Genomic DNA, 17,255 nt, shown 5'->3' with positions numbered 1-17,255 from the left:
CGACACATGACGTCGCTTAAACCGGAGCGAGCGAACTGCCTGGCGATCTCGTGGTCCGAGCCGTGTATTTTTATCGCATCTGTGAGTGGCGCAGCTTTATATGGCGGAACAAGCCTGCCATTTGTCTGGGTACAAACGATTGCGATCGTGTATGGCCGGGACCAACATCCATCTGCGTATGCAGGTCATTTTCGGCGCTCGCGTTGATTGATTGCGGCAACGGCTCTCACTTACAAGATCGCACTTCTGACATGCACGGTCGTCCGCGTCGCTCATCTTCTGGGCGCTCGTGTTCATCGCGCGTTCCCCCCGATCTGTCGCACACTGCTGATGCAGTGTCAAATTACTTGCAAAGCAGAAGCAGGCGCTCCTGGTCCGAACACGGCCGTGCATTGACTTGTTCTGTGGCGACGGCGCGCGGCGCCGCGGCCGCCTGCATCGCGGCTCGATGCGCGAAGCACGCCTTCAGGCGTCGCTCAACGGGCGGATAGTATTGCCAGCCTTTGCCGAGGCCCGGCAGCTCGAGCTTCACCTGCTTCCACTTCGGATGGCCGTGTTCCTGCAGGTTGTCGAAGTTCGCGCAGAGCGAATCGGCAAAGCGCTTCAGGTTGCCGACCGTATCGCGCAGGTTGTAGTCATAGGTGACGAGAAAGGCCTTGACCGTCCACGTCGGCACGTCTTCCTTGAGCCAGTTCGGATAGCTCGACACGTGGATCGTCGCGGGATAGTAGGTCTGCTTTGCGCGCGCCGTTTCCGGCGCGTTCGCATCGACGCGCAGGAAGCGGATCTGCTGCAGCAGTTCGGGGTTCATGTCGGTAAAGAGCTTGGCGGGTTGCCCGGCGACGATGATCGCCACGTCGATCTTCTTGACGATGAGTGCGGCGAGTGCGTCCTCGTTGCTCAGGTGCTGCGCATTCTGCTCGGGAATCGGCTGGCCGAACATGAGGCGGTACAGCGTCGTCGCCGACTGCGCGGTGCCGCTGCCGATCAGCCCGACGCTCATCACCTTGTCCTTGATCTCGTTGATTGTCTTCATCGGCGAGTCGGTACGCACAACGAAGTAAATCTCTTCGTCGTAGAGCGGCATGATGAGCCGCAGCGGCCGTATCAGCGTGCCGGCCTCTTCGTTGCCGGAATTGGCCATGTCGACGTAGGCCTGATAGACGTCGGACTGCACGAGCGCGAGCTTCACGCCGGGCTCGAAACGCATGCGCTGCACGTTTTCGGCCGAGCCTTTCGATGGGATCACTTCGAGATCGATGCCCGCTGGCTGCGCGACCCATTTCGCCAGGTCCTGGCCGATCTGAATGTACGTCCCGCGCTCCTGGCCGGTCACGATCTTGTAGTTCGCGTCTGCGGCAGCGGCGAGCGCGAGTGTCGAAAAGAGCAGGGCAATCAGTGCCGCCAGTCCTGCGAGCATCGTTTTCAGCATGGTCTCTCTCCCGCCTTGGATACGTTCTACAGCAGACTTCGATTTAATCTGTAATCTTTTTCAATGCGTGCCTTCGGAGGATGGGGCGTCCTTCCACCCAAGTTGGCGAATCGCGCGCTCCTGGGTATCGACGCCGTCGTCGTTGCTGCCAGGGACGGTGGCGCCGGCGGCAGCGGATTGATTCGCAGCTGCCGACGTAACGCTCGTATCCGCACTTCCGACGTCCGTTGGATGTCCGTTAGCTGACGTGCTACTCGCGCTCGGCAGCGGGGGAGGTGTGGCCGGGGCGTTCGGCGCGGCCGGCGCAGCGGCGCCCCAATCCCGCGACGACGGCAGCGGAACGCTGCTTGCATCGCGCGGCCGCGGCACAGCCGCGTCCGATTGCGCGGGGCCGATCGGCGTACGAAGCGGCGACCAGCCCGTCGCCAGGATGGCGCGCTCCATCAGCGATCGCGCGTGCAGGCTCGCCGGATCTATCGCGAGCGCCAACGATGCCTGTTCTCGCACGCAATCCCAGGCACGTTGCGAGGCACATCGGTCCGCGCTTTGCAGCGCATCCTCGCGGCGTTGCTCCGCAGGTGCGCTGTCGCGCTGTATCTCGCGCGCTGCCTGATTGTTCGCGCCACGTGGAAGTGTGGCATTCGCGCTTGGCAAGCTTTTCTCCGCGAGGCTCGCGCGCGTGACGCGTACTTCTCTTTCCTGGCCGCGCCTTTCGCCGTATAGCAGAAACGCAGCGTATGCGATTGCGACAATGAACCAGGCGAGCAAAACGCCCTTCACGAAGCGCCCTTTACCGGTGCGCCAGAACGGCCGGTGTTCCTCGAGTTGATAGTGGTGCAAATAGTCTGCGTGCACCGCCGGGCGATGGGATGCGGCCGCGCCGGCGAGCGACGCCTTTGCAACGGCAGGCATAGGCGCTGCCGCGGAACCGATGACTCTTAAGGTGGCTTTCGGGCGCGCGTGCGCAGCCGCGTCGAGCGGGCGATCCGTGCCGCAATAAGGGCAGGAATCGACGTGCTGATAGAGCGTCCCGCCACAGAACTTGCATGGTGCGGGGAAACTCTGGTTGCGAGTCATCTGAACTGACATGCTGTCGTTCCACCGTCATGGCGACGCCATTTCGGCATGTTCAGGATCGTCGTTGAAGCGATCGGCGAAGCCTCGCGGAACTCACGATCTGCATGCGCAGGAGAGCGGCGGTGCCCGACCGGGCGCAGCCGCTCGAAAGATCATATGAGTGATTTTCCGTTCATCCGTTGATTGCCGGTGTTGCCTACCGCACATATGCGCTGCCTGCGAGCAGTAGGGCGCCAACAAACCGCTTGCGCATATAAATCGCGCCGAATCATGGCAAGATCGGGGATTTCCCCGAGAGACGTCCCCGAGGACCCGGCAGCCCGGGCCCGCTTGCTGGATGCCGTGGCTTCCAGAATCATACGGTTTCTTATGGGGTCTGATGTCGAGGCGACCTATCCTATTGTTTTTATTGAAGAATATTTTGATATGGCACTCAATCTTGACATCCAATAGTTCCAACCTGAACTAGCAAGAGTGCCTCTGCGGTTGAATCAATTCCAGCGGAAATTCGCCATTCCGCCCCTTCTTGAATTTGTCACTCCCCGTCCATATAATTAGCACTCACCGCATGAGAGTGCTAACAACTCCGGTGCGAACAACATCTCTGGCTGGCGGTAGTCGGCAGCCAGGTTTTCTTGAGTCGCTTCAAGTCCTAATCAAGAGAGGATCTATCCATGAACCTTCGTCCTTTGCATGATCGCGTGATCGTCAAGCGCCTGGATCAAGAAACCAAGACCGCTTCGGGCATCGTGATCCCGGACGCAGCGGCAGAAAAGCCGGATCAAGGCGAAGTCCTGGCCATCGGCCCGGGCAAGCGCGACGACAAGGGCGCCCTGATCGCGCTCGACGTGAAGGTCGGCGATCGCGTTCTGTTCGGCAAGTACGCTGGCCAGACCGTCAAGGTCGATGGCAACGAACTGCTCGTGATGCGTGAAGAAGACATCATGGCCGTGGTGAACAAGTAAGTTCATTCCACCGCTCACTATTCAAGAATTCAAGGAGTTAGAAGATGGCAGCTAAAGACGTCGTGTTCGGCGATTCCGCCCGTTCCAAGATGGTTGAAGGCGTGAACATTCTCGCCAACGCAGTGAAGGTCACGCTGGGTCCGAAGGGCCGCAACGTGGTGCTCGAGCGCTCGTTCGGCGGCCCGACGGTCACCAAGGACGGTGTCTCGGTCGCAAAGGAAATCGAGCTCAAGGACAAGCTCCAGAACATGGGCGCGCAAATGGTCAAGGAAGTTGCTTCCAAGACCAGCGACAACGCCGGTGACGGCACGACGACGGCTACGGTTCTGGCCCAGTCGATCGTTCGCGAAGGCATGAAGTACGTCGCATCGGGCATGAACCCGATGGACCTGAAGCGCGGCATCGACAAGGCCGTCGCAGCAGCAATCGAAGAGCTGCGCAAGGTCAGCAAGCCCTGCACGACCAACAAGGAAATCGCTCAAGTCGGCTCGATCTCGGCAAACAGCGACACGTCGATCGGCGACCGTATCGCTGAAGCGATGGACAAGGTTGGCAAGGAAGGCGTCATCACCGTCGAAGACGGCAAGTCGCTGCAAGACGAGCTGGAAGTCGTCGAAGGTATGCAGTTCGACCGCGGCTACCTCTCGCCGTACTTCATCAACAACCCGGACAAGCAAGTCGCCGTGCTGGAAAGCCCGTTCGTCCTGCTGTTCGACAAGAAGATCTCGAACATCCGTGATCTGCTGCCGGTTCTGGAACAAGTCGCGAAGGCTGGCCGTCCGCTGCTGATCATCGCTGAAGACGTCGAAGGCGAAGCGCTCGCAACGCTGGTCGTCAACAACATCCGCGGCATCCTGAAGACCGTCGCCGTCAAGGCTCCGGGCTTCGGCGACCGTCGCAAGGCCATGCTGGAAGACATCGCGATCCTGACCGGCGGTCAAGTCATCGCTGAAGAAACCGGCCTCACGCTCGAAAAGGCAACGCTGGCCGAACTCGGTCAAGCCAAGCGCATCGAAGTGGGCAAGGAAAACACTACGATCATCGACGGCGCAGGCGAAGCCGTGAACATCGAAGCGCGCGTGAAGCAAATCCGCACGCAGATCGAAGAAGCGACGTCGGACTACGACCGTGAAAAGCTGCAAGAGCGCGTTGCCAAGCTGGCAGGCGGCGTGGCAGTGATCAAGGTTGGCGCTGCGACCGAAGTCGAAATGAAGGAAAAGAAGGCACGCGTGGAAGACGCGCTGCACGCAACCCGCGCTGCCGTTGAAGAAGGCATCGTCCCGGGCGGCGGCGTTGCGCTGATCCGTGCACGCACGGCAATCGCCAGCGTGAAGGGCGCCAACGCAGACCAGGACGCCGGTATCAAGATCGTCCTGCGCGCCATGGAAGAGCCGCTGCGCCAGATCGTCACGAACGGCGGCGAAGAAGCTTCGGTCGTCGTGGCAGCAGTTGCTGCTGGTCAAGGCAACTACGGCTACAACGCAGCGACCGGCGAGTACGTCGACATGGTCGAAGCTGGCGTGGTCGACCCGACGAAGGTCACGCGCACCGCGCTGCAAAACGCAGCTTCGGTTGCCGGCCTGCTCCTGACGACGGACGCAGCCGTTGCTGAAGTGCCGAAGGAAGATGCTCCGATGCCTGGCGGCATGCCCGGCGGCATGGGCGGCATGGGCATGGACATGTAATTGCGATCCGGAGTTGGTGCTTCAGCGCCTACTCCGCTCCCATGCAGAGCCAGGCTTTTGCCGAGATTACGTTGAAGTGCAGAAGTGCAGAAGTCCAGAAGTGCAGAAGTGCAGGGGACGCGCCGTGAGGCGTGTGCCCCTAGCCCGAAAAGAAGAGCCCGCAGCGATGCGGGCTTTTTTTCGTCTGTGCGGTTTGCACGCCTGGCCTCCGCGCAGAAGGCCAAGCCGTGGTCTTATTGCTTCGCTTCGCCGGGCGAGGCTTCGTCGGCGTCCGTGTCGTTGCTGCGCGCCCAGAAGAACCGGTCGGGCAGCCACGCGCCCATCCCCGGCCTGAACGCGTTCTGCACGGCCTGATACACATATTCCTGCGCTTCGCGCACGGCCTCTGGCGGCTCTTGCCCATTGGCAAGCAGCGCGGCGATGGCGGCGCCGAGCGTGTCGGTCACGCCCATCATCGGCTGCGTGGAGCGGTCCCACAGATCCTGGCGCAACTGGCCGTCTTCGCAATACAGTGTGTTGACCACACGATGCGTGCCCGTTTCCATCGCCAGGATGTACTCGCAACCGGTGGCGAGCAGGTGCGCAATGGCCGCGTCGACGCTGGGCGCTTCCGCGTCGCCGTCTGGCTGTGCGAGCGCGATCAGCGTGGCGGAGTCGGCCACGAGCAGCGTGGTCTGCGGCACGAGCAGGTCGGCCATCGCTTCACGCAGTTCGTCGGCGGCGAGGACGTGCTCGTCGTCGAGCGTGAAGTCGGGGGCGAGGATGAGCGGCAAGTCGTCATAGTCGGCGACCACCTCGGCGATCGCGCTCACGACCTCGGCACGCGCGCCCGCGCCGACCTTGAACGCCGCGATGGGCATGTCTTCGAGCAGCATGCGCGCCTGGGTGGCGACGGTTTCGGGGTCGAGCCCAGTCACTTCGTCGCAGCCTGCGGAGTCGCGCACCGTGTAGCCGGTCAGCGCGGTGACGCCGTGGCAACCCATGCTGGCGAGCGTGAGCAGGTCGGCCTGAAGTCCGCCGCCGCCGGTCGGGTCGGAAAGGCCGAAGGTGAGGACGATGGGAGGGGTGTCGCTGGGCATGAACGTGGCGAGATGGATTGGACTTCGGGCGCGGCGTACCGTGCCGTCATAAGCGAATGCTTTAATTATGCGGCCTATCGACGAATCCGGGGGACGGATGACCCCGGCGCGCGCGAGGATTTCTCCGCGCTGCACGCGCCGCCCGCGTCAACGCATGCTGTTTGATCCCGTGCAGGCCAGATTTCCTCTTGCTAGGCATGGAAACGGCAACAAGGTACCATCATGGCTCTCGTTTCCCCGATTTTTTTTCCGACTGGTTTCGGACTTTTCGACGCGGCATAAGAATGGAATATAGAAGCTGGATGTGCCTGATCTGCGGCTGGATTTACGACGAAGAAGCCGGTTTGCCAGACGAAGGCATTGCCCCCGGCACGCGCTGGGAGGATGTCCCGATCAACTGGACCTGTCCTGAGTGCGGTGCGCGCAAGGAAGACTTCGAAATGGTCCAGATCTGAGCGCGTTGCTCGGATAGCTGGCGATAGCCGGCGCGCAGTCTGGCTGCAGATTCCAGAAGTGTGGCGGGTGTGGAGTGCGGTGTCGCAACAGCGGGCACCGTATTTGCGCTTGCCGTCGCGGTTGTCGACGTCAGCGTCGACGCCATTGTCGAGATTGCCCGCCTGGTCGGCCCGCTAACGTTTTCGGCGCTGCCCTATGAGTCATCCTTCAAGCTCTGATGTGCGGTTCGAAGCGTTGCCGAATCCGCGCGGCGGCACGGTGCCGTTCGCGCACGGCGCGCTCGCCCAGGCGCTGGACGCGCTCGAGGAGCAGCGTGATGTGGCCCGGCCGCTGCGCCAGGCTGCCCGCACGCTGCACGACGCCGGCTGGCTTGCCGCCGCGCGCTTTGCCGATACGCTGCTCCTCGCTTCCCCGCTCGCGCTCGCTGCGCCCGTGCCCGTAGAGCCGCCGCCGGGCTTGCCCGTGCGGCCGCTCCACACACCCGAGGAAGCGCAGGGCGCTGAATTCCGCGTCTTGTTCAGCGAGGCGCTCAAGGAACTCGTCGCCGCGCTCGAGCGACGCAATCTGCGCGAGCTGGCGTGCTCGCCCGCGCTTTTTGCGCGGCAGCATGCGCTCGTGGCCGCGCTCGCGGAGCACGTGCCGGGCATCGCGCTCGCCTATGAGGACGTGGCGCTGCAGGGCCGGCCGCTCGCGCCTGCTTCGCTGCATCCGCAGCCAGCCCAACGCTTTGGCCAGGTGCGCGCGCGCTTCGAGCAGGCGCTGCTGCATGCGCTGAAATCGCACGTCGGCAACGGCAGCCGTGCGGCCAACGCGCTCGCGCTCGCGGCATTCGACGAGATGGACGCCTGCATGGCCGAGCTATCGAGTCCCGATCCCTACGACTTCTGGCGGCTTGCCGTTGCGTGCGCACGCGCGCTGCGACGCGGCGTGGCGTCGTGGGGCGACGAGGGCGTGCGGCGGCTTTACGCGCGCTGCAATCTGCTGATCGGCGAGCACGCGCGCGGCCTGCGCTTCGCGCCGCAAACGCTCGTGCGCTCGACGCTGGCGTTGCTCTGGCGGGACTACGCGCTCTTCGGGGCCGCCGCGGAAGACACCGCGGACGTCGATCTGCTGCACGACTACGGCTTGACCGTGGAATGGCACATTGCCGGCACGCAAGCCTCGGAGGCGCTGTGGGAAGCCGGCAGCGCGCAGGCCGGCGCGCTCGCGGCACGCGTGGCGCCCACGCGCGAGCTGGGTGCGCTGGTCGTGAACGGCAACGCGTATGAAGATTTTCTGCAGACTGCCGATGCGGCGATGATCGCGCTCGGCACGCACTCACGCACGCTGACGTTGCGCGGGGCGGGCGCTGCCCCGGAGCCCGCCGACGCGCTGGTCGCGGCCGACGCGGCGTACCGCATCGGCGCGGCGGCCTGGGCGCTCGGGCTCGGTCATGTCGGCCAGCTCGCAGATGCGCTGGGCCTCGCCTGGCGGCGCACCGCGCATGCGGCAACGCTCGCGGCCCTCGAGGCGCGGGGCGCGCCGTCGGTACAGGCGCCCGGAGCCGAGGCAATCGAGCACGCCAGCGAGGCGCTGCGCGCCATGCTGCACAAGGTCGCTGCAGGCATCGCGCAGCCCGACGCCACGCCGGCGGTGCGTGCGCTTGGGGCGGCGATCGTCGGCGGCGCGGCGCAAACCGCGGCGCAGCCCGCATTGCAATCCATTGCGCACTGAATGCACGGGGCGGGCGGATCCACGGCGCGCGTCTGGCTGCCGAGGCACCGGGCACCGGCCTTGCGCCATCGGCCCAGTGCCCTGCAAGGGCACAGCGCGCGCGTGTTAGAGTGAGCCATTCCCTGCAATGCGCAACGCGTAGCGGCTGGCAAAGTGCGAGGCGGCCATCGGGCGCCCGACTTCCGGCCTGGCAGCGCGCCGCCATTGCGCATCGTCTTTGCTAGAATTCAAACCATGTCCAAGAGTACCGATCGCATCAATCTGACCAACCAGTTCCTGATCGCCATGCCGAACATGGCGGACCCCACGTTTTCAGGAACGGTGGTCTACCTTTGCGATCATTCGGAGCGCGGCGCGCTCGGTCTCGTCATCAATCGGCCCACCGACATCGATCTCGAGGCACTCTTTTCCCGCATCGACCTGAAGCTCGAAATCGAGCCGCTCCTGCACGTGCCCGTCTATTTCGGCGGCCCGGTGCAGACCGAGCGTGGCTTCGTGCTGCACGCGCCCGCCGAGGGCACGAGCTATACATCGTCGATGTCGGTACCGGGCGGGCTCGAGATGACCACGTCGAAGGACGTGCTCGAAGCCGTCGCCAACGGCAGCGGCCCCGAGCGCTTTCTGCTCACGCTCGGCCATGCCGGCTGGGGCGCGGGGCAGCTAGAAGACGAAATCTCGAAGAACGGCTGGCTCACGGTCGAGGCCGATCCGAAGATCGTATTCGACGTGCCTGCCGAAGAGCGCTTCGAAGCGGCGCTCGCGCTACTCGGCATTTCCTCGACGATGCTGTCGGGCGAGGCGGGTCACGCATGAGCGTGGCCGCTGGGCGAGGGGCCGGCGAGGCCACCTTGCTTGCGTTCGATTACGGCGAAAAGCGCATCGGCGTGGCGCTCGGCAATGCCCTCACACGCAGCGCCCGGGCGCTCACCGTCATTCCCAACAAGAGTCGCGACTACCGTTTCGAAGCGATAGGCGAGTTGCTGCGCGAATGGCAGCCTGATGTGCTCGTGGTCGGCTTGCCGTGCCATCCGGACGGCACGCCACACATCATGACGCAGCACGCGAAGCGCTTCGGCAACCAGCTCAACGGCCGCTTTGGTTTGCGGGTGGTGTGGGTGGACGAGCGCTATTCGTCTGTCGACGCCGAAGCGCGGCTGCGTGAGCGCGGCGAACGCATCGACCATGTCGATGCCGAAGCGGCCTCCGTGATTCTCCAGCAGTACCTCGACGAACTCCCGCTCTGACTGGCCCGCGAGTTGCCCGATGCGAGTTGCCTGATGATTACTCCCGACGCTGAAGCGCTGTACTTCGCCCTTCTCGACGAGATTCGCGCGGCGTATCACGCCGATGCGTTTGGCGCGCCCGGCGGCGTGGCGATCGTCGGCATTCATAGCGGCGGCGCGTGGATCGCCGAGCGGCTCGCGCAGGACGTCGGGGCGCTCGAGTGGGGCGTGCTCAGCGTTGCGCTGCACCGCGACGACTACGCGAAGAAGGGCTTGCACAGCAAGGCGAGCCCAACGGCGCTGCCGTTCGCGGTCGAAGGCCGCCACATCCTGCTCGTCGACGACGTGCTGTACACGGGCCGCACCGTGCGCGCCGCGCTCAACGAGCTTTACGATTACGGGCGCCCGGCCTCCGTCGAACTCGCGGTGCTCGCCGAGCGCGGCGGTCGCGAGTTGCCGGTGTCTGCGCGTTTTACCGGCGGCGCAGTGAGCGTCGGCGCACACGAAACGCTCGTACTTGCGCACAGTCCCGACGGCCGCTTCGCATTTGAAGTCGAGCAGGGTAGCGGCAGCTGACGCGCGCATCGAACCCATTCGGCGGCAGCGACGGCAGATGCGCAGGCATGCACGCTGGCCACACGCCGCCCATCAGATCCAGGACACGCGATGAACACACAGCCCACGCCCGCCGCGTCCCCAGCGGACGACATGCGTTTTCGCTACGGCTTCCTCAAGGGCAATCCGCAGCTCACGAAGAACGGCGAGCTTAAACACCTGCTGTCGATCGAGGGCCTGTCGCGCGCGATCCTCACACATGTGCTCGATACCGCCACGCAGTTCGTGAGCGTGACCGACCGCGACGTGAAGAAGGTGCCGCTGCTGCGCGGCAAGTCGGTGTTCAACCTGTTTTTCGAGAACTCCACGCGCACGCGAACCACGTTCGAGATCGCGGCCACGCGTCTTTCGGCCGATGTGCTCAACCTGAACATCAACGCTTCATCGACGAGCAAGGGCGAGTCGCTGCTCGACACCATCGGCAATCTTTCGGCGATGCACGCCGACATGTTCGTCGTGCGCCACGCGTCGAGCGGCGCGCCGTACCTGATCGCCGAGCACTGCGCGCCGCACGTGCACGTGATCAACGCCGGCGACGGCCGCCACGCGCACCCGACGCAGGGCCTGCTCGACATGTACACGATCCGCCACTACAAGCGCGACTTCACGAACCTGCGCGTGGCGATCGTGGGCGACATCCTGCACTCGCGTGTGGCGCGCTCGGACATCCACGCGCTAACCACGCTCGGTGTGCCCGAAGTGCGCGCCATCGGCCCACGCACGCTATTGCCGGGCGGCCTCGAGCAGATGGGCGTGCGGGTGTTTCATAACCTCGACGAAGGCCTCGAGGATGTCGACGTCATCATCATGCTGCGTCTGCAGAACGAGCGCATGAGCGGCGCGCTGCTGCCCTCAGCGCAGGAGTACTTCAAGAGCTGGGGCTTGACGCCCGAGCGCCTCGCGCTCGCCGTGCCCGACGCGATCGTCATGCATCCGGGGCCGATGAATCGCGGCGTGGAGATCGACTCGCAGGTCGCCGACGGTCCGCAGTCGGTGATCCTCGACCAGGTGAGCTTCGGCATTGCGGTGCGCATGGCGGTGATGGGCATCGTCGCCGGTAACAACGATTGAAGCCGCTAGAAGGCCAGGGCAACAGATGAAGATCCATATTCAAGGCGGTACGCTGATCGATCCGGCGGCCGGGACCGAACAGCAGCAGGACGTGTACATCGAAGCGGGCAAGATCGCGGCGCTTGGCGCGGCGCCCGCAGGCTTCCAGGCGGACCGCACGCTCGATGCGCGCGGCCTCGTGGTCGCGCCCGGTCTCGTCGACTTGAGCGCGCGCCTGCGCGAGCCGGGTTACGAGCACAAGGCCACGCTCGACTCGGAGATGAACGCGGCGCTCGCGGGCGGCGTGACGACCCTCGTGTGCCCGCCGGACACCGACCCTGTGCTCGACGAGGCCGGCCTTGTCGAAATGCTCAAGTATCGTGCGGGCAAACTTGCGCGTGCGCATGTGCATCCGCTGGGCGCGCTCACCGTTGGCCTGAAAGGGCAGGTGATCACCGAGATGGTGTCGCTGACCGAGGCGGGCTGCATCGGCTTCACGCAGGCCGACACGCCGGTCGCCGATACCCAGGTCCTGCTGCGCGCGCTGCAGTACGCGAGCACCTATGGCTACGCCGTGTGGCTGCGGCCGCAGGACGCGTATCTCTCGAAGGGCGGCGTGGCCGCGAGCGGCGCGCTGGCTTCGCGCCTCGGCCTCTCCGGCGTGCCGGTGAGCGCGGAGACGATCGCGCTGCATACGCTGTTCGAACTGATGCGCGTGACGGGTGCGCGCGTGCACGTGCAGCATGTTTCGTCGGCGGCGGGCGTGGCGCTCGTGCGCGCGGCGAAAGCCGAGGGCCTGCCCGTGACGTGCGACGTGACCGCCAACCATCTCCATCTGATCGACATGGACATCGGCTATTTCGACGCACAGTTCCGGCTCGACCCGCCGCTGCGCCAGCAGCGCGATCGCGAGGCGCTTCGCGCGGGCCTCGCCGACGGCACGATCGACGCGATCTGCTCGCAGCACACGCCCGTGGACGACGACGAGAAGCTGCTGCCCTTCGCCGAAGCGACGCCGGGCGCGACGGGCCTCGAACTGCTTCTCTCGCTAACGGTGAAATGGGCACAGGAAGCGCGCGTGCCGCTCGCGAAAGCGCTCGCCCATGTGACGTCGGCGCCCGCAGCCGTGATGCAACATGATCTGGCAAGCCCGGCGGGACGGCTCGCCGTGGGCGCGAGCGCGGACCTCTGCGTGTTCGATCCCCATGCGCATTGGCGCGTCGAGCCTCGCGCGCTCAAGAGTCAGGGACACAACACGCCGTTCCTCGGCTATGAACTGCCCGCCGTGGTGCGCGCAACGCTCGTGGCGGGGCGGGTGGGCTTTGAGCGCGGGTTGGATCGAGTTGCAAGCGCATGACAGATTTGTGTCATGCAGGTCTGCTAGGATTTCGCGATTCAGCCTATCGTCAAACATGAGCCTTTTCATCCGCAAGACCCGCCTGCTCGCGCATCTGCTGCGCGGCGCCCTGACCGTCGCGTTGCGTTTTCCGCGCGCGAGCGCCGATCAGCGCCACGCCATGAACCGCGCATGGTCCCTCAAGATGCTCGAGCTGTGCGGCCTGAAGCTCGTCGTGCACAACGACGCGGCTCGGCTCGATGCCGGCGCGCTCGTCGTGAGCAACCATATCTCGTGGATCGACATCTACGTGATCAACGCGTGGCGGCCCACGCCGTTCGTCTCGAAGGCCGAGATCCGCAACTGGCCCCTCATTGGCTGGTTCGCGCAGAATCTCGACACGGTGTTCGTCGAGCGCGAGAAGCGCAGCGATGCGAAACGCATCATGCATGAGCTGGCGGCGCGGCTCGAGCGCGGCGAGTTGATGTGCGTGTTTCCCGAAGGCACCACCTCGGATGGCCTCGCGCTCAAGCCGTTTCACTCGAACATGTTCCAGGCGGCGGTATCGGCTGGGAGGCCAGTGCAGCCGCTGTGCATTTTGTATGAGGATGCGCAGGGGCGGCAGTCGGTGGCGCCGGCGTATATCGACGACCTCTCGCTCAAGGATTCGCTCGACGCGATGCTTAAGTCCGGGCCGCTGACCGCTCACGTTTATGTGGGCGAGGCGATCGAAGCGGGGGATGACCGGCGCAAGCTGGCGGCGCGGGCGCAGGAGGCTGTGGGGCAGGCGTTGGAGACGATGCGGGGTGAGGCGGCCGCGCATCCCCATGGAGTGGCGCAGGCGACTTGACGCCAGAAGGCGTGTGCCTGCGCGCTCGTGGGTGCGTTAGTCGTTCGTAATAGCGCGACAACTCTCACAGGGCACCTGCGTGAGGATGCGTTTGCCCGGATCGCCGACGAGATGGATCGCCGAGAGCTCCTCGCCCCAGACGCAGCCCGAGTCGAGCCCGACCAGGTTCTTGCGCAGGGTGAGGCCAAGCGCCGCCCAATGGCCGAACACGACGGTGATGTCTTCGGTCTTGCGCCCCGGCACGTCGAACCACGGCATGAAGCCTGGCGGCGCGGAGTCGAGGCCGCCGCTGGTTGAGAAGTCCATCACGCCGTCACGGTCGCAAAAACGCACGCGTGTGAGCGCGCTGCAGGTCACGCGCAGGCGCTCGATACCCTTGAGGTCCTTGGACCAGCGGTTCGGCTGATTGCCGTAGAGGCCGGCAAGTGTTTCCCGCCAGTTGTCGCGGCGCAACGCTTTTTCGAGTTCGTGCGCAAGTTCCATCGTGAGATCGACGTCCCACTGAGGCAAAACGCCTGCATGCACCATCAGCATGCCGTTCTCGTAGTGCGCGATCGGGCGATGACGCACCCAGTGCAGCAGATCTTCGGCGTCGGGTGCACTCAGGATGTCGCCGATGGTGTCGTCTTTCTTCGCCTTGCGAATGCCCGCCGAAACGGACAGCAGATGCAGGTCGTGATTGCCCAGCACCGCCACGCCGCGATCGCCGAGTTCGATCACCTCGCGCAGCGTTTCGAGCGACGCGGGACCGCGATTGATCAGGTCGCCCGCGAACCAGAGCGGCGTGTCCGGGGAGGGCGCGGCTTTGGCGAGCAGTTCGCGAAATGGTGAGAGGCAACCCTGAAGGTCGCCGAAAGCGAGAGGGGCGGGATGCGGGGCTTGCTCTTTCATTCGGTTGATGGCTGGGGGTGTACGGCGTGGCGCGAGGCAATGACGGTATCACAAGATGAGTGCCGTCGCGTGACGCCGCGGAAACCGGCCAATGCATGGCGGATGAACGATTCGACCCCGGCATGGCACGAAAAATGCCAAACGAATTTGTCAAGCTGTTTCAAGATGTTAGGGGGGTGGCGTTCGTGCAGGGTATCCTTATAATTCTCTATCGATAAAATTAGAACCAGAATCTGCGGGGGTAGATAAGGCTGAATCAGCTGGATCGGGCGCTTCTCCCGCACGAAAGCTATTTCTACAGTTAGCTTTCAGGTCATCTGGTGTAAAGATTGACGCCAGAATTGCTTCCGCACTCGCGCAATACAAGGAGTTCCATGATTCTGGTTACGGGCGGCGCCGGCTTTATCGGCGCCAACTTTGTGCTTGACTGGCTGAGTCAATCGGACGAAGCCGTACTGAACGTCGACAAGCTCACGTACGCGGGCAATCTCGGGACGCTGAAGTCCTTGCGGGACGATGCGAAGCACATATTCGCGCGCGTGGATATTTGCGACCGCTCAGCGCTCGACACGCTCTTCGCCCAGCACAAGCCGCGCGCGGTGCTGCACTTCGCGGCCGAAAGCCACGTCGATCGATCGATTCATGGTCCGGCTGATTTTGTTCAGACCAATGTCGTCGGTACCTTCACGATGCTCGAAGCCGCTCGCCAGTACTGGAGCGACCTGCCCGCAGCCGAAAAGGCCGCGTTTCGTTTCCTGCACGTCTCCACGGACGAAGTGTTCGGCTCGCTCTCGGCAACCGACCCGCAATTCTCCGAAACGACACCCTACGCGCCCAATAGCCCGTACTCGGCGACCAAGGCGGGTTCGGACCATCTCGTCCGTGCCTACCATCACACGTACGGCTTGCCCACGCTGACGACGAATTGTTCGAACAACTACGGCCCGTACCAGTTTCCGGAAAAGTTGATTCCGCTGATGATTGCCAACGCGCTCGCCAGCAAGCCGCTCCCGGTGTACGGCGACGGCCAGAACGTGCGCGACTGGCTCTACGTGGGCGACCATTGCAGCGCGATCCGCGAGGTGCTCGCCCGCGGCACGGTTGGCGAGACCTATAACATCGGCGGCTGGAACGAGAAGAAGAATCTCGAAGTCGTGCACACGTTGTGCGACTTGCTCGACGAACTGCGCCCGAAGGCGGCGGGTTCGTACCGCGATCAGATTGCCTATGTGACGGATCGTCCGGGCCATGATCGCCGTTACGCGATCGATGCGCGCAAGCTCGAGCGCGAACTCGGCTGGAAGCCCGCCGAGACATTCGAAACCGGCCTTGCGAAGACAGTGCGCTGGTATCTCGACAATCAGGCATGGGTCGATGACGTCGTGTCGGGCGACTATCGCAAGTGGGTCGAGACGAATTATGCGAAGCGCGGGTGAGGAACAAGGCGATGGCACGTAAAGGCATCATTCTCGCGGGCGGCTCCGGAACGCGGCTGTATCCGATCACGCACGTCGTGTCGAAACAGCTGCTGCCGGTGTACGACAAACCGATGATCTACTACCCGCTCTCGACGATGATGATGGCGGGCATTCGTGACGTCTTGATCATCTCGACGCCGCAGGACACGCCGCGTTTCGAGGCGATGCTCGGTGACGGCAGCCAGTGGGGGATGAATATCCAGTACGCCGTGCAGCCGTCGCCCGACGGACTCGCGCAGGCGTTCATCATCGGCAAGGATTTCATCGGCAACGATCCGTCGGCGCTGATCCTTGGCGACAACATTTTTTACGGACACGATCTCGCAAAGCAGCTCGAGCATGCTAACGCGCAAGAGACAGGCGCGACGGTGTTCGCCTATCACGTGCACGATCCCGAGCGTTATGGCGTAGTCGAATTCGATCAGTCGTTCCGTGCGGTGTCGATTGAAGAGAAGCCCGCGAAGCCGCGTTCGAAGTATGCGGTCACGGGGCTGTATTTCTACGACAACCGCGTGTGCGATATCGCCTCCGACATCAAGCCTTCGGCGCGCGGCGAGCTCGAAATCACCGATGTGAATTCGCGCTATCTTGCTGACGGCGCGCTCAGTGTTGAGATCATGGGGCGTGGGTACGCCTGGCTCGATACCGGTACGCACGATTCGCTGATCGAAGCGGCGACCTTCATTGCGACGCTGCAGAAGCGCCAGGGTCTCGTGGTTGCGTGTCCCGAGGAGATCGCGTATCGCAAGCAGTGGATCGATGCGGAGCAGGTGTTGAAGCTTGCCAAGCCGCTGGCGAAGAACAGCTACGGGCAGTACCTCCAGAACATTCTCACTCATCAGGTTGCATGGCTATCCAGGTAACGGCGACGGCACTGCCCGAAGTCAAGATCATTGAGCCCAAGGTGTTCGGTGACGCTCGCGGGTTCTTCTACGAGAGCTTCAACGCGCGCGAGTTCGCCGAGCACGTGGAGCAGGGCGTCGAATTCGTGCAGGACAACCACTCGCGTTCGTCGCGAGGGGTGCTGCGCGGGCTGCACTATCAGATCGAGCACGCGCAGGGAAAGCTCGTTCGTGTGGTCGAAGGCGAAGTGTTCGACGTCGTGGTCGACGTCCGCAAAAGCTCGCCGCGGTTTGGCAAGTGGGTTGGCGTGAATCTGTCGGTCGACAATCATCGCCAGCTGTGGGTGCCGTCGGGTTTTGCGCATGGCTTTGTCGTGTTGTCGGAGTCCGCGCAGTTCCTGTACAAGACGACCGACTACTGGTACCCGGAGCACGAGCGCAGCATCATCTGGAACGATGCGGATATCGGCATCGAATGGCCGATCGAGGGCGAGCCGCTGCTGGCGGCGAAGGACGCGGCCGGTGTGCGTCTGGCCGAAGCCGAACTCTACGCTTGAGGCCGT

At 63.9% G+C, this 17,255-nt stretch carries 16 protein-coding genes; 13 read left to right on the top strand and 3 right to left on the bottom strand.

Annotated elements, in window-relative coordinates; translation table 11 throughout:
* Positions 1 to 343: 343 nt before the first annotated feature.
* Positions 344 to 1,432: a TAXI family TRAP transporter solute-binding subunit gene (locus AB4Y43_RS08485; RefSeq protein WP_368727485.1), complete on the bottom strand. Its 1,089-nt coding sequence runs from the start codon at positions 1,430 to 1,432 to the stop codon at positions 344 to 346.
* A 1,751-nt stretch (positions 1,433 to 3,183) separates the two neighbouring features.
* Here AB4Y43_RS08485 and groES point away from each other — a divergent pair.
* Together groES and groL are read left to right on the top strand one after the other, a co-directional pair.
* Positions 3,184 to 3,474, top strand: coding sequence for a co-chaperone GroES (gene groES, locus AB4Y43_RS08480; RefSeq protein ID WP_028202123.1), 291 nt, complete (start codon positions 3,184 to 3,186; stop codon positions 3,472 to 3,474).
* Between the two features lie 44 nt (positions 3,475 to 3,518).
* Positions 3,519 to 5,159, top strand: coding sequence for a chaperonin GroEL (gene groL / locus AB4Y43_RS08475; protein ID WP_042262253.1), 1,641 nt, complete (start codon positions 3,519 to 3,521; stop codon positions 5,157 to 5,159).
* A 233-nt stretch (positions 5,160 to 5,392) separates the two neighbouring features.
* On the opposite strand, the gene AB4Y43_RS08470 is transcribed toward groL, so the two are convergent.
* Complete coding sequence (locus tag AB4Y43_RS08470; protein WP_069267691.1) at positions 5,393 to 6,238, bottom strand: hydroxymethylpyrimidine/phosphomethylpyrimidine kinase; 846 nt, start codon at positions 6,236 to 6,238, stop codon at positions 5,393 to 5,395.
* Between the two features lie 284 nt (positions 6,239 to 6,522).
* On the opposite strand from AB4Y43_RS08470, the gene AB4Y43_RS08465 reads away from it, so the two are divergent.
* From AB4Y43_RS08465 to AB4Y43_RS08430, 8 genes are all read left to right on the top strand, one after another.
* Positions 6,523 to 6,693 carry a rubredoxin gene (locus tag AB4Y43_RS08465; protein WP_008342674.1) on the top strand — a complete coding sequence of 57 codons (171 nt, stop codon included), beginning with the start codon at positions 6,523 to 6,525 and terminating at the stop codon, positions 6,691 to 6,693.
* A 196-nt stretch (positions 6,694 to 6,889) separates the two neighbouring features.
* Entirely contained in the window at positions 6,890 to 8,407 is a 1,518-nt protein-coding gene (locus AB4Y43_RS08460) for a hypothetical protein (protein WP_368727484.1), read from the top strand.
* 234 nt (positions 8,408 to 8,641) lie between these two features.
* Entirely contained in the window at positions 8,642 to 9,220 is a 579-nt protein-coding gene (locus tag AB4Y43_RS08455; RefSeq protein WP_028202127.1) for a YqgE/AlgH family protein, read from the top strand.
* Complete coding sequence (ruvX, locus tag AB4Y43_RS08450; RefSeq protein ID WP_368727483.1) at positions 9,217 to 9,651, top strand: Holliday junction resolvase RuvX; 435 nt, start codon at positions 9,217 to 9,219, stop codon at positions 9,649 to 9,651. The genes AB4Y43_RS08455 and ruvX overlap by 4 nt, the downstream gene beginning before the upstream one ends.
* Positions 9,652 to 9,684: 33 nt before the next feature.
* The gene (gene pyrR / locus AB4Y43_RS08445) at positions 9,685 to 10,206 is read left to right on the top strand and encodes a bifunctional pyr operon transcriptional regulator/uracil phosphoribosyltransferase PyrR (protein ID WP_368727482.1); all 522 of its coding nucleotides are present in this window, start codon (positions 9,685 to 9,687) and stop codon (positions 10,204 to 10,206) included.
* Between the two features lie 90 nt (positions 10,207 to 10,296).
* Positions 10,297 to 11,316, top strand: coding sequence for an aspartate carbamoyltransferase catalytic subunit (locus AB4Y43_RS08440; protein ID WP_368727481.1), 1,020 nt, complete (start codon positions 10,297 to 10,299; stop codon positions 11,314 to 11,316).
* A gap of 25 nt (positions 11,317 to 11,341) precedes the next feature.
* Positions 11,342 to 12,652, top strand: coding sequence for a dihydroorotase (locus AB4Y43_RS08435; RefSeq protein WP_368727480.1), 1,311 nt, complete (start codon positions 11,342 to 11,344; stop codon positions 12,650 to 12,652).
* 55 nt (positions 12,653 to 12,707) lie between these two features.
* Complete coding sequence (locus AB4Y43_RS08430) at positions 12,708 to 13,481, top strand: lysophospholipid acyltransferase family protein (protein ID WP_368727479.1); 774 nt, start codon at positions 12,708 to 12,710, stop codon at positions 13,479 to 13,481.
* Between the two features lie 36 nt (positions 13,482 to 13,517).
* Here AB4Y43_RS08430 and AB4Y43_RS08425 read toward each other — a convergent pair whose 3' ends face one another.
* Positions 13,518 to 14,372, bottom strand: a complete 855-nt coding sequence (locus AB4Y43_RS08425) for a symmetrical bis(5'-nucleosyl)-tetraphosphatase (RefSeq protein WP_368709014.1) — start codon at positions 14,370 to 14,372, stop codon at positions 13,518 to 13,520.
* A gap of 374 nt (positions 14,373 to 14,746) precedes the next feature.
* Here AB4Y43_RS08425 and rfbB point away from each other — a divergent pair, with 374 nt between their 5' ends.
* Genes rfbB through rfbC form a run of 3 tightly spaced genes read left to right on the top strand, consistent with a single transcriptional unit; the run spans position 14,747 to position 17,249 of the window.
* Positions 14,747 to 15,808 carry a dTDP-glucose 4,6-dehydratase gene (gene rfbB, locus AB4Y43_RS08420; protein WP_368727478.1) on the top strand — a complete coding sequence of 354 codons (1,062 nt, stop codon included), beginning with the start codon at positions 14,747 to 14,749 and terminating at the stop codon, positions 15,806 to 15,808.
* An 11-nt stretch (positions 15,809 to 15,819) separates the two neighbouring features.
* On the top strand, positions 15,820 to 16,713 hold the full coding sequence (rfbA, locus tag AB4Y43_RS08415) for a glucose-1-phosphate thymidylyltransferase RfbA (RefSeq protein WP_368727477.1): 894 nt from the start codon (positions 15,820 to 15,822) through the stop codon (positions 16,711 to 16,713).
* The gene (gene rfbC, locus AB4Y43_RS08410) at positions 16,698 to 17,249 is read left to right on the top strand and encodes a dTDP-4-dehydrorhamnose 3,5-epimerase (RefSeq protein ID WP_342921530.1); all 552 of its coding nucleotides are present in this window, start codon (positions 16,698 to 16,700) and stop codon (positions 17,247 to 17,249) included. Before rfbA ends, rfbC begins: the two co-directional genes overlap by 16 nt.
* Positions 17,250 to 17,255: the final 6 nt, after the last annotated feature.

The sequence above is a fragment of the Paraburkholderia sp. BR10872 genome (assembly GCF_040965835.1).
Classification (GTDB): Bacteria; Pseudomonadota; Gammaproteobacteria; order Burkholderiales; family Burkholderiaceae; genus Paraburkholderia; species Paraburkholderia nodosa_A.
The sequence above is the reverse complement of the archived record's forward strand: the minus strand, read 5'-3'. Positions and strand labels throughout refer to the sequence as shown.